14 protein-coding genes are annotated in these 14,607 nt (G+C 58.9%); 5 read left to right on the top strand and 9 right to left on the bottom strand.

The window, feature by feature from the left end:
• Nucleotides 1–32: 32 nt before the first annotated feature.
• The 5 genes from AB1E34_RS06945 to AB1E34_RS06925 form a co-directional block, all read right to left on the bottom strand.
• A complete protein-coding gene (locus AB1E34_RS06945; RefSeq protein WP_372571609.1) occupies nucleotides 33–1,310 on the bottom strand; it encodes an amylo-alpha-1,6-glucosidase in 1,278 nt (425 codons plus the stop codon).
• A 9-nt stretch (nucleotides 1,311–1,319) separates the two neighbouring features.
• Entirely contained in the window at nucleotides 1,320–2,363 is a 1,044-nt protein-coding gene (locus tag AB1E34_RS06940; RefSeq protein WP_372571608.1) for an ABC transporter ATP-binding protein, read from the bottom strand.
• Nucleotides 2,364–2,393: 30 nt separating this feature from the next.
• Nucleotides 2,394–3,230, bottom strand: a complete 837-nt coding sequence (locus AB1E34_RS06935; protein WP_372571607.1) for a carbohydrate ABC transporter permease — start codon at nucleotides 3,228–3,230, stop codon at nucleotides 2,394–2,396.
• Nucleotides 3,227–4,072 carry a carbohydrate ABC transporter permease gene (locus AB1E34_RS06930; protein ID WP_372571606.1) on the bottom strand — a complete coding sequence of 282 codons (846 nt, stop codon included), beginning with the start codon at nucleotides 4,070–4,072 and terminating at the stop codon, nucleotides 3,227–3,229. Before AB1E34_RS06930 ends, AB1E34_RS06935 begins: the two co-directional genes overlap by 4 nt.
• A gap of 107 nt (nucleotides 4,073–4,179) precedes the next feature.
• On the bottom strand, nucleotides 4,180–5,451 hold the full coding sequence (locus tag AB1E34_RS06925) for an ABC transporter substrate-binding protein (protein ID WP_372571605.1): 1,272 nt from the start codon (nucleotides 5,449–5,451) through the stop codon (nucleotides 4,180–4,182).
• 212 nt (nucleotides 5,452–5,663) lie between these two features.
• On the opposite strand from AB1E34_RS06925, the gene AB1E34_RS06920 reads away from it, so the two are divergent.
• Complete coding sequence (locus AB1E34_RS06920; protein ID WP_372571604.1) at nucleotides 5,664–6,671, top strand: LacI family DNA-binding transcriptional regulator; 1,008 nt, start codon at nucleotides 5,664–5,666, stop codon at nucleotides 6,669–6,671.
• An 838-nt stretch (nucleotides 6,672–7,509) separates the two neighbouring features.
• Here AB1E34_RS06920 and AB1E34_RS06915 read toward each other — a convergent pair.
• From AB1E34_RS06915 to AB1E34_RS06900, 4 genes are all read right to left on the bottom strand, one after another.
• Nucleotides 7,510–7,773, bottom strand: coding sequence for a hypothetical protein (locus AB1E34_RS06915; RefSeq protein ID WP_372571603.1), 264 nt, complete (start codon nucleotides 7,771–7,773; stop codon nucleotides 7,510–7,512).
• Between the two features lie 55 nt (nucleotides 7,774–7,828).
• Nucleotides 7,829–8,140, bottom strand: coding sequence for a MocE family 2Fe-2S type ferredoxin (locus tag AB1E34_RS06910; RefSeq protein WP_372571602.1), 312 nt, complete (start codon nucleotides 8,138–8,140; stop codon nucleotides 7,829–7,831).
• Nucleotides 8,141–8,169: 29 nt separating this feature from the next.
• Nucleotides 8,170–9,303 (bottom strand): fatty acid desaturase family protein, encoded by a 1,134-nt coding sequence (locus tag AB1E34_RS06905; RefSeq protein ID WP_372571601.1) that lies wholly within the window; start codon nucleotides 9,301–9,303, stop codon nucleotides 8,170–8,172.
• Between the two features lie 150 nt (nucleotides 9,304–9,453).
• Nucleotides 9,454–10,479, bottom strand: a complete 1,026-nt coding sequence (locus AB1E34_RS06900; protein ID WP_372571600.1) for a LacI family DNA-binding transcriptional regulator — start codon at nucleotides 10,477–10,479, stop codon at nucleotides 9,454–9,456.
• A 183-nt stretch (nucleotides 10,480–10,662) separates the two neighbouring features.
• Between AB1E34_RS06900 and AB1E34_RS06895 the strand changes: the two genes are divergently transcribed.
• The 4 genes from AB1E34_RS06895 to AB1E34_RS06880 are packed head-to-tail and all read left to right on the top strand — an operon-like array spanning nucleotide 10,663 to nucleotide 14,578.
• Nucleotides 10,663–11,391, top strand: a complete 729-nt coding sequence (locus tag AB1E34_RS06895; protein ID WP_372571599.1) for an SDR family NAD(P)-dependent oxidoreductase — start codon at nucleotides 10,663–10,665, stop codon at nucleotides 11,389–11,391.
• A 12-nt stretch (nucleotides 11,392–11,403) separates the two neighbouring features.
• A complete protein-coding gene (locus AB1E34_RS06890) occupies nucleotides 11,404–12,567 on the top strand; it encodes a Gfo/Idh/MocA family protein (protein WP_372571598.1) in 1,164 nt (387 codons plus the stop codon).
• 1 nt (nucleotide 12,568) lies between these two features.
• Nucleotides 12,569–13,483, top strand: a complete 915-nt coding sequence (locus AB1E34_RS06885) for a sugar phosphate isomerase/epimerase family protein (RefSeq protein WP_372571597.1) — start codon at nucleotides 12,569–12,571, stop codon at nucleotides 13,481–13,483.
• Between the two features lie 57 nt (nucleotides 13,484–13,540).
• On the top strand, nucleotides 13,541–14,578 hold the full coding sequence (locus AB1E34_RS06880) for an ABC transporter substrate-binding protein (protein WP_372571596.1): 1,038 nt from the start codon (nucleotides 13,541–13,543) through the stop codon (nucleotides 14,576–14,578).
• The last annotated feature ends 29 nt before the right edge of the window (nucleotides 14,579–14,607 follow it).

Here is a 14,607-nt window from a genome sequence, read left to right as displayed (position 1 = left end):
CGGATGGGCCAGCTTAGCGTGATCGGATCAATTCACGCCGCAATCTGCTGTGTTTTCAGAATTTCAATCACCATTGCAGCGGTCCAGGTGAATTGGGTTCCACCGCAAGGCGCGCCGGTTGTCGGGTCATAATACTCTGCAAATCCACTTTCATGGATCAATCGCAGGCAATCCTGCCTGATGCGGTCCGCCATCGCAACCTGACTGGCATTATACAACCCGTCGGCGATCATGTAATTCACGATTAGCCAGACCGGGCCGCGCCAGTACCGACGACCGTCAAATTCTGCGGCGTCGGGGTCATGGCTGGGTACCAAATATTCACATCGTTCCGACAGATCACCGATCCTTTGGGCGATTGCTTTGGCCTTGTCTTCCGGGGTGTCCGCGAACACAGCCAGGAGCCCCGCGATGGAGGGGCTATCAATCAGCTTGCCGGCGGTCCTGTCAAAACAAAGATACTGGCCCAGCTTATCGTTCCAGAGCGTGTCCATGGCGGCGCGTCCCTTGCTGGCGAGGCTACGGGATTCTGCGGCGATTTCCGACTCGTTCAGGCGATCCGCAAGCACTGCAAGTTCGGCGCAGGATCTCTGCAAGATCGCATTGAAACCCGGGTCGACGACCTGAAATGGTGAAGCATCGTGCAGCTTGACATTGTCCCACCCAAGGCTCCGGAAACGTTGAACCAGCCAGATGTAGCGCAAATACTGCTCGTCCGTCGGGCGATGGTCGGGATCGGCATGCTGCAGATCTCGACGCTGGAACGGCTGGACATCATCGGTGGGCACCCGTTCAAAAACGTCGTCCCAGTCAACCGAATTATCGCGGCCCGATTCCCAGGGGTGGATGAGGGCAACCAGGCCGGTTCCTTTCGGATCGCGGCACTCAAAGAACCATTTGTGCCAGGCGTGAATACGCGGCAACAGGGCGCGGGCTTGTTTGGTCGCAAGCTCCGTGTCGGAGGCGCGATCAAACATCTTGCTCGCTGCAAATCCCGCAACCGGCGGCTGAGTGATGCCAGATGTCGGCACCGCCGCGCCGGTGCCCCAGATGTCCGGCCCCGGAAAATACCCCTCGTCATGTTCGTGGAAGATGATGTGGGGCACCATCCCATCCTCCCACTGATGCTCAAACAAGGTTTGGATCTCGGTCCAGGCCCGCGCTTCGTCAAAGTGGGAGAACCCCAACGCGCTCAGGGCGCTGTCCCAGTTCCATTGAAAGGGATACAGCCCATGGGTTGGAACCGAGTAGGCCCCTCGATCGTTGCGGCGCAGGATCTCTTTGGCCTGCTCTATCAGGTGATCGCTCATCTCTGCTCCTCAGGCGACGGCGCGTGTTGTCTGAGGGTCAAACCAGCGGATGCGATCCTCTTGGGGCGCCAGTTTCAGCGTATCACCGGCTTTGACGCTCAGATCGCTGTCCAGAACTGCACGGAACATTGACCCTTCAACCTCGCAGGTCACCAGCAGATGCGCGCCCAGCGGTTCCACGATCTTCGCGGTAACTGGAAGGCCCGCTTCATCGATCCGGATATCTTCGGGGCGGATCGCAAATTCCAGCGAGCCGTTGCCGGTATCGGGCCCTGCAAACTGCTGTCCCGCAACATTCCATTTGTGATCACCTGCCGGGTTGGCGGGCAGGAAGTTCATCGGCGGATTGCCGATGAAGCCCGCCACGAAGCGTTCGGCAGGGTTGCGATAGACCTCGACGGGCGAGGCCGCCTGCACGATACGGCCCTCATGCATGACTGAAATCCGGTCGGCAAGGCTCATCGCCTCGACCTGATCGTGGGTCACGTAGATCGCGGTGGTGTTGCTTTCGGCCAGCACGCCCTTGAGTTCGGCGCGCATTTCCAGCCGCAAAAGCGCATCGAGGTTCGACAGCGGTTCATCCATCAGGATCACGTCCGGTTCCATCGCCAAAGCCCGCGCCACGGCAACCCGCTGGCGCTGACCGCCCGACAACTCGCCGGAATAGCGCTTCAGCAGTTGGTCGATATGCATCAGCCCGGCGGTGCGTTCGACCCGGCGTTTGACCTCGTCATCTGGCAGTTTCTGCATCCGCAGGCCAAAGCCAATATTTTCGAACACGGTCAGGTGTGGAAAGACGGCATAGTTCTGGAACACCATGGCGATGCCCCGATCGCGCGGCGGCAGGTGGTCCACTCGGCGCCCGCCGATCCAGACCTCACCCTCAGTCGCAGTTTCCAGCCCGCAAATGATCCGCAGCAGCGTGGATTTACCGCAGCCCGAAGCACCCAGAAGGACCATGAATTCCTGATCGGCAATGGTCAGGTTGATGTCATGCAGCGCCTGATACTCTCCGAAACGCTTTGCGACATTCTTGATTTGAATCTCAGCCATTGTCTTGGCTCCTATCCTTAGAGTTTCGGCTTAGCGGTTGGCGATGCCCCACATCGCAAACAGGTATTTGCGCACCGCAAAGATGAAGATCAGCGCCGGTACGACCAGAATGAACCCGCCCGCAAATTTCAGATGCATCGGCGAGGTATCGAGGTTTTGCAGCAGGAACGCGGTCAGCGTCCGGTTCTCGATGGTCAAAACGGCGGCCGCGAACACCTCGTTCCACGAGATCACGAAGGCAAAGATCGCGGACGCCGTGATGCCCGGCAGGATCAGCGGCAGCACCACCTTGGTGAATGCGGTGACCCGGTTGCATCCCAGCGTCCATGCAGCCTCTTCCAGTTCCAGGGGGATGCCGGAAAAGAGCGAGAAGGTGATCAGCACTGCAAAGGGAATGGCCAGCGTGGTATGGACCAACGCCAGACCAAACACCGTGTCATCCAGGCCGACCCGGATGAACATCACCGCCAAGGGCAGCGCCAGCAGCGGCAGCGGAAAGGCGCGGGTCAACAGGATCAGCATCCGGAACAATCCCTTGCCCGGAAACTCGAACCGCGACAGGGCGTATCCGGCTGGCGCGCCGATCAGGATCGACATGATCATCGTCATGCCCGCCACCAGAATCGAGTTCTTCAACGCGGTCAGAATGCCTGCGAAATTGGCAAAGAACGCGAGGCTGCCAAAGTTGAACTCAGGAAGGAACGGCTTGGGAAAGCTGTTCACGGTTTCGGGTGAAGACAGGGTGTTGATCAGCAGGAAATACAGCGGAACGATTACCCAGGCGCAAAGCAGCACAACAGAGGCCACGTAAAGCTTGCGCCCGGATTTCTGCGTATCGGCGGGGGTATCGGTTGCGACGGCGGTCATACTCCGGCTCCTTTCGGGACGCGCAGGGCGCGCAGGATGACAAGGGTGAAGGCGATCGAGATGGCGAGGATGATCAGCGCCATCGCGGCGGCCGCCCCGCTATCGAGCAGGTCGAACTGATAGGCATAGGTTTCGCCCATGAGCACCGGGAAAAGCGTGCCACCAAGGGCCGCGACCACGGCAAAGACCTCGAAGGCGAGGATCACGCGCAGCACCAGTGCGGTTTGCAGGGACGGGCGCAGCATCGGAAGGGTGATGCGCCAGAAGCGTTTCCATGGCGACGCGCCAAACACCTCGGCGGCCTCATAATATTCCTTCGGGATAAGACCGATGCCCGCCACAAGGATCACCAGCATGATCGCGGTTGCTCGCCAGATCTCGGCCAGTGCGATGGCGAGGAAGACGATGCCCGGATGCTGATAGGACAGGAAGTTCACCGGGCGGTCGACAATGCCCAGCCCGCTCATCATCGAGTTGAGGAAGCCGGATTGTTCAAAGATTGCCAGCCAAATGATACCGGCGGCCAGATCGGAAATGCCCAGCGGGATCGTCCAGATATAAAGGACCATATCCCGGCCCTTCTGCATCCGGTTGACCATCGTTGCCATCAACAGCGCCAGCGCCAACTGCACCGGCACCACGGCCGCCGCCAACAGCAGCGTGTTTTTCAATGAGATCGGGAATTTCCAGTAGGTGACAACGTCGCGAAAGTTGTCGAGGCTGAACCCGTTCTCGCCACTGAAGGCCTGTTGCGAGACGAGCACGAAGGGGTAGAGGAAAAACAGGCACAGAAACAATGTGACCGGCAGGATCAGAACATAAGGCAAGAACCGGGCGTTCATCGGCTTACTCCGGATAAATTTCAGCTGTTGGAGTCGACTTCTCAGGGGTCCGGGCCGCTAATGTGGCCCGGACAGCGGCGCAAAGATGATGCTTTGCACCAGGGAGATTATTCGACCGGGCAGGCCCCGTCGGAGGGTGCATCCGGCGCCCAGCACGGCGCGCCGGTCTCGTCCATAATTTTCTGCAGGGCACCTTTCTGGTCGTCCAGCACGGCGCGGATGGGCTGACCAGCCAGCACGATCCGCTCGAACGAGTCGGTGAAGACACGGTTAAAATCACCGCCCTGATCACCCAGCCCCGCAGGCAGCAGGCCCGGATTGGCGTCCGCCGCGCCGCTCATCTTGGCGATGGCAGCACCGGAGGCCTGAACCGAGGGCGGCAGGTCGGAGGGAAGCTCAACTTCAACCACCGGGAAGAAGTTGGTGGCCCTTAGCGTTGCGATCTGTGTTTCGGGCTTCAGCATATGCGCGACCAGCGCTTTGGATGCATCCATGTCCGGCGCAGTACGCGGAATGGCAACGCCCGCAATCACCGGCATGAAGCCGCGACCCGCCGGGCCGGCCGGGGCCGGGAATGCGACAAAATCGTCGGGCCGCTCATTGAACGCCTGCGCCAGACGCGAGGTGTGGTCAAAGGCGATCCACGCATCCCCGTTCAGCAACTGTTCCTGCAGGAACGAGAAGTTGGTCGAGGCGGGGTTGGTATGCTCCCACAATTCGAGGAACTTCTCCCACGCAGTCACCGCCTCATCTGAAGCGAAAGTACGCACGACGCCGTTGGTGTAGGACGGGTAGAGATAACCCTGGAAAAACCGGTGTTTCAGCCCTTGGGGGCCTGCGGGAAAGCCGAACTTGGCTTCGCCGGTCGCCTCATGCACATTGGCCGCCCATTCGATCAGTTGATCATAGGTCAGTGCGTCCAGGTCGGCGCCCTCGGGTAGGTAGGGCAGCGCCTCTTTGTTGGCTGCCATGATATAGCTGGCCTGCATCCACGGGATATATTGCATCCCGTCGCCACCTAGCTTGGCAAGGTTGTTGAACGTGTCGCTGGAGGCGGCAACGCCCAGATCATCGAGATCGACCAGATCATCGGTGTTCATGGCCGAGAAATCGCCATGCAGCGCACCCAGCACACCGATCGAGCCATCACCGGCCTGCAGTTCGGCCTGCAGTCGTGTCAGCCAGGGGCCCGCATCGTTCGGCTGATAGTCAACGCCGCCGTCATGGCTGCCAAGTACTTGCTCGCGCATCGCCTGCGCCTCTTCCACCGGCTTGGCCTGGGTGGACCAGAACAGCACGTCGTCGGCCTGCGCCGCGACGGCCGAAACGAGAATGGCGGCACCGGACACGGCCCCCGCCAGAGTGACTCTGAATGACATTTGCTCCTCCGCATTGGTTTTGTGCGCGTTCCCCCGGGCTCTGCGACTCGGAAGACGGCACTGGGTGAAGCATGGTATAACGTTATACCATCCGTCAACTAAAATTACATTTGATCCAGGCTTGAAATCAACGATTCCCATTGGATTTCGGTTGATCTTTGACCTGAAACCCACAAAACTTGCCAAAACGTAATATCTACTGACCCAAAGCGATGCCTGAAAAACCCAAGCTTGAAACCGTTGCCAAAGCTGCAGGCGTGTCCACCGCGACCGCCAGTCAGGTGATGCGCGGAACTGGGCGGATTTCCGAAGGCACCCGCAAAAAGGTTCTCGCTGCGGCACAGAGACTCCATTACGTGACTGACGGGCGGGCGGCCTCGATGCGGTCGGGCGAGAACCGCGAGATCGGTTTTGCCATCCACCAGATCGCCAACCCGTTCAATGCCGAGGTGATCAGCGGGGTCAGCGATTTGCTGGAAACCGAAGGGTATCTGGTCTCGGTACTCGACAGTCGCGACGATACGGACCGCCAGCGGCGCAACCTCGAAGCCTTCATTCGCAGCTCGCGGGGTGGGTTGCTGTGGGTGCCTGCCGAAGACACGGAGGACAGCACATTCGATCTGCTTGCCGCGCATGACTTGTCGACGGTGACCTTTTTACGTCGATCAGGTGCAGGCCGGTTCGATCATGTCGGGATCGAAAATGCCGCTGCAACAGCCAAAGCGACACAGTACCTGGCTGAACTGGGTCATCGCCATATTGCCTATTTCGGCGGAGTAGCCAAGGCGGGCGTGCGCAGCGAGCGCATCGCCGGGTATGAACAGGCTCTTGTCGATTTCAAACTCGACCTCCCCATCGTTTGGGACTGCTTTGACGACAAGATAAGCGGCCTGAGCGCACTTAAGGAGCTCCACGCCGCGCATCCAGAGATTACTGCGCTGGTGTGCAATGGAGACATGGTTGCCATTGGAGCCTGCCTGGGCATCAGCCAGTTAGGGATGCAGCCAGGTCGGGAAATCTCGGTGATCGGATTTGACGACATTCAGGACGCGGCCGTTGCGACGCCGCCCCTTACGACAATGGCAGTGTCGCCCTACCAGATGGGGCGGAAACTGGCGCGCGTGGTTCTGAACCGCATCAAGGACCCGGAGATGCCCAAATCCATTTCATTGATCCCGGCAGAGCTGGTCGTGCGCGAAACCACCGGACCAGTGGGCTGAGCGCACCCCGGTTCGCGCCGGATTTCTGAACTGCTTTGGGGCGGGCTCGATCAGATCGAGTTGATCATGTTGGCTTGGATTGGCACGGACACGCTTTCCTCCCTCGCGCCGCAGATCCAAAGCCCGTCTCCGGTCAAGTCAATGGAACGCACAGCCGACCCACTTGGCCAAGGGATCGCCCCAATTACATGTGCGACCTCAATTGTACCGGTGGGCGTCAACGCGACGCTTCCACCCCTGGATGCCTCATTCGTCAGTTGACCATTCAGGATATGCCCCGCCGCGCCTTCTTCAACACCCAGGCAACCAAAATGCCGGCCAGACCAGGGCGGATAATCCCTGCCTCCGTTTGAGTGCCAGAGCATCGTCATGGGGAGCGCGGAAGCGGAGCGAAGCGAGAGGAACAAGTCCCCCTCAACGGGTCTTGTGACCGCCGTCCAACCCAATTCGTGCCCCGGGGCCTCCAGACCGGCGATAAAGTCCTCGTGGTTTGGGAACCATGGATACCGGGTTAAATCCACATCTCCGCCAATGCCGGGAAAGGCAGAGAGCGAGGGGCTTTTGGCTGGATACACCAGACCTGATCTGCCCAAGCTAGGATCCGTTTCGAGTGCAACATTGGGAGTTCTCCAGCACAGTTTCGGTGAGGTGCGGATAACTCCCCCATTCGGCAAAGCAACGTTGGTGTGATTTGCGACCGGCACATGCCCCTCACCGCCTAAAAAGACATGGCGTTGGTAGACGAATGGATGGTTCGGGCGCAGCGTGATCTCCTTGCGGAGCGTGGCACCAAATACGGTCCGCCTCAGCTCGACGCTGAGGTGGTCGCCGGTATGCTTCAACACGCGCCACGGAGAGTTTGCCGACCAGCCATGCAGCGCTGAACCGCCTTCCGTGCCGGCAAAGGGCGCACAGAAAAGTCTCCGCCGAGCTTCTTCAGGTGCGGCGCTATATCATCGGGCAAGGTCTCGCCCGATCCCACCCATGGCGCAAGGTGCAGGGGCGCGATCTCTTTTTCGCGATCAGACACATGAAAGCTCTGGATTATGCCCAGGTCAGGATCGAAGGAGAGGCGGATGCCTTTCGAAGAAAGTTCAATCACGCAACATCCCCCAAACTGGCCGTCGTCCCAGCACGTCAGGAACAAGGATCACATGTTAGCTGATCTGGATCAGTACGCGACCGGCCTCAACCTTGGTATCGTAGGTGGCAAGGTTCGCGCAGACCGGCGCGCGCAAGGCTTCTCCGGTGCGATAATCAAAAACCCCATTGTGCCGGGGGCATTCGATTTCGTTGTCCATGACAAGGCCGTCCGCCAGATGCACCTGCTCATGCGTGCAAAGACCATCGGTGCAATAGAATGTACCATCCAGGCTTCGGTAGATTGCATAAGTCCGGTCATCATGATCCCAACGTATGACATCTTCTTCCTCGACGTCGTCTATGGCGCATGCGTCAATCCAGGGCATCGATCATTCCTTCTATCCGCATCGCGATCTCAGGCCGGGGACCGCTCTGGAACCTCATTGTGCAGGGCTTCGTTGTAAGGCTGCGCAGTTGGAGGAAGCTCTTTGCGCAGCGCGTAATCCGGGTCCTGCCTCTGGCGCATGACGGCGTCCATCATTTCGCGATAGCCATCCCAGATTGACGTGTTTGGCTTTGGTAAGTCGTGCTTGATCTGCTCGTGAAGCTCCGGCAGCGCGTGATATGGAACCATCGGAAACATGTGATGTTCCACATGATAGTTCATGTTCCAATACAGCCAGCGACTGATCGGGTTCATATAAAGGGTGCGAGAGTTCAAACGATGGTCTATGACGTTTTCCGCAAGGCCGCCATGTTGCAAAAGACCGGTCATAACGAAATGCCAGCACCCATAGACCCGTGGCCCGCCGACCAGCAGAATCGGGATAATGCTGGCCCAGCCCTGTCCAGCGACCAGCATGCCGATTGAGATGCAGAGAACGGCCACATAAATCGCCATATGGACCCGCGCCCAGAAGATCGCTTTGGGCCATTCGCTTTCGGGAATATAGGTCTGTTCCTCGGGCGAGACATGACCCATCGCGTTTCGCGCCAGCACCTTCAGGGATTGCCAGGTTTCAACAACACCAACAAAAGCCAACGCCTTCAAAACGAGGCCGATCGGGTGCATCCAGGCGATCTCGGGATCGCGACCAACGATGAGCGTGTCGGTATGGTGGCGCGCGTGGCTCCAGCGCCAGTTGATCGGGTTTCGCATGACCTGAAACGAGGCGATGTGATAGACCACATCATTCATCCATCGCGTGCGGAATGCCGTCCCGTGTCCACATTCATGCCACCGGCTGTCACATGCCGACCCGTACAGAACGCCATAGGCAAACCAGAATGGCACGCACAGCCAGGATCCCCAGAAATATATCCCTCCGGCGGCAAACAGGATGTGCAGCCCGACCCAGATTGCGGTGTCGCGCATCGCCGGACCGTCGCGCCGTTTTATAAGTGTCTTGAACATCTTACGTGGCACGTCGCTATGATACCATTCTGCCGCTGCCAACCCGATCTCAACGGCCCGGACCCCTGATGGGCCGGTCAAGGAATAATCCCGCGCCAGTGGTGCGGTGTCATGCAAAGGGACCGTGTCGCTCATGCGTCCTCCCCAGGGAACGGCTGAATCTCGAAAACACCAGAGATATCCGGTGAAGCTTGGCAACTCATCCACGCTTGCTCAAGAGATTTCCGTATCCGGCCCGGTTGCTGCAAAGAATAGACACCGTTAGCCCATGGCTGGCACGCCGGTCTAATCTGTAGGTGGCGCTGTGCTTGCGCGAATGACAAGTTCAACGGGCATCGCGGGTTCCCGGCCGCTCTGGTCATTTGCCTTGGCCAACCGGTCCAAGAGAACCTCTGCTGCGCGACGCCCCAAACCATGACGATCCTGCCGGATCGTGGTAAGGGCAGGAACAAACGAGCCCGACATTTCAATATCGTCAAATCCGACAACCGAGATGTCCTCCGGAACCCGCAAGCCGCCCGCGATCAGACCGGCTATGAGCCCGAATGCCACCATATCGGCGGAACAGAAGACCGCCGTGGGCCTGTCACGCATCGCGAGAATTCGATGTGCCGCCTCATGGCCGGACTCTAGTGAGAAATCACCGCGAATGATCCATTCCGAACGCACCGGCAGTCCAAGTCTCTCTCGTTCGGCCACCATCCCCTCACGCCGCGCGGTGGTCAGAATATTCCCATCCGGCCCCGTGACATGGGCAATCTTCTTATGGCCGAGATCATGCAAATGACGGATGGCAAGCCGCGCGCCTTCTGCGTTATCGCTTGAGATCACCGGGAAATCCTGGCCCTCCACCCATTCACACAAAAAGACAATCCGTCCCCCCGCCCCACAGCGGGTGCATTGGGCAAGCGCCTCGGCAGACAAGCCTCCATCCAATGAGATTGCCCCGTCAATTCGGCCATCGATGAAATACCCCGACAGTGTCGCGTCCTGAAGCGGATTGCTTTCTGTATCGGTTATCAGCACGGCGTAGTCGGATCCTACAAACCCCTCGCTGATGCCGGCCAGAATGCCGGAGTAAAACGGCTTGCCGAGGTTGGGGACAAGGATCAGCACGGCGCCTGCCCGCTGCATGCGCAGATTTCGCGCCGCCTGGTTGACCCGGTAACCCGTTTCCTGGACTGCGAGCAAAACGGCCTCGCGGGTACGCTCAGAAACGAGGCCGGGGTTTGACAAAACGCGGCTGACCGTTGCTGTCGAGACGCCTGCAGCGCGGGCGACGTCCTGAATTGTGGCGGGTTTCTGGAACATGTCGATGGCCCGTCAGAGAATTTGCAGCTTGACTCGAATCTTTTGCCAAGGCGACTATGCAATCGATTTCATGCTCTGAAAAGGGGTTTTACCGGACATGAAATCGATTGCATAAACTCAGTACGAAACATGAGAAGATCTGGGGAAACACATCTGCCACCGTAACGCGATAGGATTTTTCGGGTGACCGCCGCTGTGGCTTTCGACTTCGCGGGCGCCAAGGTGCTTGTGATCGGGGCCAGTCGGGCCGGTATCGGCGCCGCCATTGCGCGCGCCTTTCAGGATGCCGGTGCACAGGTTGAAATCACGGGTGTCGAGCCAAACTGCGCGCCAGTGGATGCAGACCGCTTCACCTATACCCAACTGGACGTCACGGATACCCAAGCGGTGAAGGCTTTCGCGCAGGCGCATAGCAGCGTGGATGTCCTGATCAATTGCGCCGCAATCACCCGTCGCGGCGAAGAAATGGCGCCGGATTTCTTTTCGCATGTGCTTGATGTGAACCTGACCGGCACGTTCCGGTGTGCAGAGGCGCTCTACCCTGCCCTGTCCAAGGCCCGAGGCCGCGTGATCAACATTGCCTCGATGTATGCCCGCTTCGGCTCGCCAAAGAACCCGGCTTATGGCGCGTCAAAGGCGGGTGTCGAACAGCTTACCAAGTCGCTGGCAATTGCCTGGGCGCAGGATGGCATCCGGGTGAATGCGATCGCCCCGGGGTTCATTGTGACCGAGCAATCCGCCAGAGCGCGGGAAAACCCGGATTTCACCGCAGCGGTAGAGGCGCGCACGCCTTTGGGGCGCTGGGGTCAACCCAATGATATTGTCGGTGCGGCACTGTTTCTGGCCTCGGATGCGGCGGCCTTCCTGACCGGCGCCTGCATTCCGGTGGACGGAGGGTATTCTGTTGTCTGAATGGGTGTGGACGTGAGGGGCATAGCCGAAACCGGAGCCGCGGTCATAGGAACAGGGTTCATCGGAACCGTGCATGTGCAGGCTCTGCGCCGTCTGGGTGTTCAGGTGCGTGGCGTCCTCGGCTCCTCACCGGAGCGCGGCGCGGAAAGAGCGCGCGAAATCGGCCTTTCCCACTCCTATGCCTCGTTGGAGGAGTTGTTGACCGATGACAGCGTGAGCGTCGTGCATGTCACCTCACCCAATCATGCGCATTACCCGCAGGTGAAAGCCATTCTGGAAGCCGGAAAACACGTGATCTGCGAAAAGCCGCTGGCGATGACCTCCGCCCAAAGCGCCGAGATGGTCGAGATTGCAAGAGCGTCCGGCAAGGTCGCTGCGGTCTGTTACAACATCCGCTTTTATCCCCTGAACCAACAGGCTCATGGGATGGTGAAAGCGGGTGATCTGGGCGATATACGCTTTGTCACCGGGCATTATCATCAGGACTGGCTGGCGAAACCAACCGACTGGAACTGGCGGTTGGAAAGCGAGATGGGCGGCGCGTTGCGCTCGGTCGGCGACATCGGCACGCATTGGGTGGACCTGACGAGTTTCGTCACAGGGCTGAAGGCCGCATCACTCATGGCGGAGCTGACAACCTTCCTGCCCGAACGCGAGAAGCCCACCGGCCCGGTAGAGACCTTTTCCAGCGCCGCTGGCGCAACAGAGCGGGTCGCAGTCTCAACCGATGACGCGGCCATGATCATGATCCGCTACGACAATGGTGCACGCGGCGTGATGAGTACCAGTCAGATCAATGTCGGTCGCAAGAATTCGCTGCAATGGGATATCGCAGGGTCCACGGCAAGCGCGGCCTGGGACAGCGAGACACCCGATCACTTGTTCCTTGGTCATCGCGACGGCCCGAACCAAACCCTGATGCGGGACTTTACTCTGATGAACGAGGCCGGAGTTGCAGCGGCTACCCTGCCCCCCGGACACGTGGAGGGGTTCGCAGACTCCTTCTTCAACTTCTTTCGCGCCGTTTACTCGGATGTTGTGCGGGGTGGCCGACAGCCCGGCAGCACCTGGGCGACCTTAGAGGATGGGCATTACGAGATGTTGTTCTGCGATGCGGTGCTGAGATCGTCACAAGAACAGCGCTGGGTTGACCTGAGCGAGATAGGAGAGGGATAAAATGAAACTGGGCCTGCTGACCGCTCCTTTCGAAGATACGGATTTGACAGATGTCGCGGCGTGGTCCGGTGCCAACGGGTTTTCCGCGCTTGAGATCGCTTGCTGGCCCGCAGCAGGAGGCGAAAAGCGGCGTTATGCGGGAACGAGCCATATCAATGTTGACGGATTGACCGCCTCTGAGGGTTCCGATGTCAAAAGCCAGCTTGCCGAGCACGGGATCGAGATTTCCGGCCTTGGCTACTACCCCAATCCGCTGCACGCGGAGGCAGATCACCGCGAAGACGTCATCAGCCATTTGAAGAAAGTCATCTCCGCCGCTGGTGTGATGGGGGTCGAAGTGGTCAACACCTTTGTCGGCGGAGACCGCTCCTTGAATGTCGATGAGAACTGGGTGCGAGCCACCGAGATTTTTGACCCTATCGTGCGACATGCACAGGATGCGGGTGTCAGGCTGTGTTTTGAAAACTGCCCGATGATCTTCAGCTATGATGAATGGCCCGGCGGTCACAACATTGCCTACAGCCCCCGAATCTGGCGACGCATCTTCGAGCAATGGGGCGACGGGGTCGGCATGAATTTCGACCCGTCGCACCTGATCTGGCAGTTCATCGACCAGACCCGTTTCATCAAGGAATTCGGGCCGCATATGGGTCACGTGCATGCCAAGGACCTCATGGTGGATTACGATGGACTCTATGAACACGGCATCATGTCGGTAGGGATGGGGTGGCAAATACCCCGGCTCTGCGGTCTCGGCGATGTGGACTGGTCCAATTTCTTTTCCGGCCTCTATCGCGCCGGGTATGATGGGCCGGTCATCATCGAACACGAAGACAGGTTGTTCGAAGGCACAGATGAGAAAGTGAAAAGGGGCTTTCTTCTGGCGCGGGACGTTCTGCAACCCTTCATCAAATAGAAAAGAGCGTGAAGCGCCGGGAACTCAAAACAGATTGTGAACTGGGAGGAACATAAAATGAAGACATTACTATCAGGCGTCGCCGCTTTTGCGCTCGCTGCGTCCTTGTCGTCGGCGGCATTTGCCGACGCGCATAAAGGCTATACGATTGGCGTTTCCAACACCGTGCAGGGCAATGGCTGGCGCGAACAGATGATCTGCGCGATGCGTGCGCAGGCTTTGGTCGAGGGCGACGTAGACAACATCATCGTGGCGCATCGCAATACCGACAGCGCGGGCCAGCTTGAAGACATCAACAACCTCATCGAAGCCGGTGTCGACGCCATCGTCCTGAACCCATCGAACCCTGATGCTCTGAACTCTGCGCTGGAACAGGCCATGGCGCAGGATATCGTGGTGGTCGCGGTAGACGCGGGCGTTACCGCAGAGGGCGCTTATATCCTCTCCAACAATCAGGAGGAATACGCCTATCTCGGCGCCAAGTGGCTGTTCGAGCAGCTCGGCGGCAAAGGTGACGTGGTCTATATGCGCGGCATTGCTGGCGTGTCAGCTGATACCGACCGGGACAACGGTTTCAAACGCGCTTTGGAAGAGTTCCCGGATATCAAGGTTGTCCACGAGGTTTTCACCGGTTGGCAGCAGGATCAGGGCAAGCAACAGATGTTCGATTTTCTTGCGACAGGTATCCCGTTTGACGGGGTCTGGACCAGCGGGATCGACAATGTGATTGTCGATGTGTTCACCGAATCCGGCGCGCCGCTCGTGCCGATTGTCGGTGCCGATAACGCGGGTTTCGTGCAATATCTGACCGAGGTGGATGGCCTCAAAGGGGCCGCCGTGACCAACCCCGGTTCGGTTGGCGGCGCGGGAATTGCGCTCGCGGTCGACATTCTGAACGGAGAGGCACCAGACAGCAAAACCGTGCTTGTCGATCCCGTACTCTGGGAAAATACCACCGACGACGGTGTGGCCACAATTTCCGCGGCGCAGAACCCCAACCTAGATCCAGAATGGCCTGTTTCCGTGACTGTTCCGGGCTGGACCGACTATACCATGGAACAGATCATCGCCTGCGAAGGTCCGGGCGAAGGCTGATTCAAAACCAGGTTGGCCCCCAAATCGAT

Origin of the sequence: Ruegeria jejuensis (assembly GCF_041537905.1) — a bacterium.
Classification (GTDB): domain Bacteria; phylum Pseudomonadota; class Alphaproteobacteria; order Rhodobacterales; family Rhodobacteraceae; genus Ruegeria_C.
The sequence above is the reverse complement of the archived record's forward strand: the minus strand, read 5'-3'. Positions and strand labels throughout refer to the sequence as shown.

Coding starts and splice junctions, on each gene's coding strand:
- AB1E34_RS06925 (WP_372571605.1), bottom strand. CDS start 5,451: ATGTCATTCAGAGTCACTCTGGCGGGGGCCGTGTCCGGTGCCGCCATT.
- AB1E34_RS06940 (WP_372571608.1), bottom strand. CDS start 2,363: ATGGCTGAGATTCAAATCAAGAATGTCGCAAAGCGTTTCGGAGAGTAT.
- AB1E34_RS06945 (WP_372571609.1), bottom strand. CDS start 1,310: ATGAGCGATCACCTGATAGAGCAGGCCAAAGAGATCCTGCGCCGCAAC.
- AB1E34_RS06930 (WP_372571606.1), bottom strand. CDS start 4,072: ATGAACGCCCGGTTCTTGCCTTATGTTCTGATCCTGCCGGTCACATTG.
- AB1E34_RS06920 (WP_372571604.1), top strand. CDS start 5,664: ATGCCTGAAAAACCCAAGCTTGAAACCGTTGCCAAAGCTGCAGGCGTG.
- AB1E34_RS06880 (WP_372571596.1), top strand. CDS start 13,541: ATGAAGACATTACTATCAGGCGTCGCCGCTTTTGCGCTCGCTGCGTCC.
- AB1E34_RS06935 (WP_372571607.1), bottom strand. CDS start 3,230: ATGACCGCCGTCGCAACCGATACCCCCGCCGATACGCAGAAATCCGGG.
- AB1E34_RS06910 (WP_372571602.1), bottom strand. CDS start 8,140: ATGCCCTGGATTGACGCATGCGCCATAGACGACGTCGAGGAAGAAGAT.
- AB1E34_RS06885 (WP_372571597.1), top strand. CDS start 12,569: ATGAAACTGGGCCTGCTGACCGCTCCTTTCGAAGATACGGATTTGACA.
- AB1E34_RS06905 (WP_372571601.1), bottom strand. CDS start 9,303: ATGAGCGACACGGTCCCTTTGCATGACACCGCACCACTGGCGCGGGAT.
- AB1E34_RS06900 (WP_372571600.1), bottom strand. CDS start 10,479: ATGTTCCAGAAACCCGCCACAATTCAGGACGTCGCCCGCGCTGCAGGC.